The sequence below is a fragment of the Gilvimarinus sp. 1_MG-2023 genome (assembly GCF_030548285.1).
This window is the reverse complement of sequence record NZ_JAUOSC010000862.1, coordinates 1-282: the sequence shown is the minus strand read 5'-3', so window position 1 is coordinate 282 and position 282 is coordinate 1. Positions and strand designations below refer to the sequence as shown.

At 59.2% G+C, this 282-nt stretch carries 1 protein-coding gene; it reads left to right on the top strand.

Annotation, left to right across the window (positions count from 1 at the left end):
- Positions 1–52 precede the first annotated feature (52 nt).
- The coding region (locus Q4563_RS19345; protein ID WP_303605670.1) for a hypothetical protein at positions 53–282 on the top strand (230 nt) is incomplete at its 3' end.

The window sequence follows — 282 nt, the reverse complement described above, 5'->3', positions numbered from 1 at the left end:
GCTGTGTGAGCGGGGCTTTCCAGAGGTCTCTGTGGGCACCAGGGTGTATCGGATGGTGCCGGGGCAGTCGCTGTTGCTGATGCCGGGTCAGTCACGCTTGATCAGCAGTGACACCAGAACACGGCTGGTGATTGCCAGTGTCCAGCAAGGCAATATCTGTCACCGGGCGTTGGAGTTGGGGTTGGTCTTGCCTGCCGGAAACTGGCAGCAGCAAGCACCGTTGAATCCCAGCACCAACAGTCAGCTGCTGTTAGGGCTGGCGACCAAAATGCTCGATAGCGT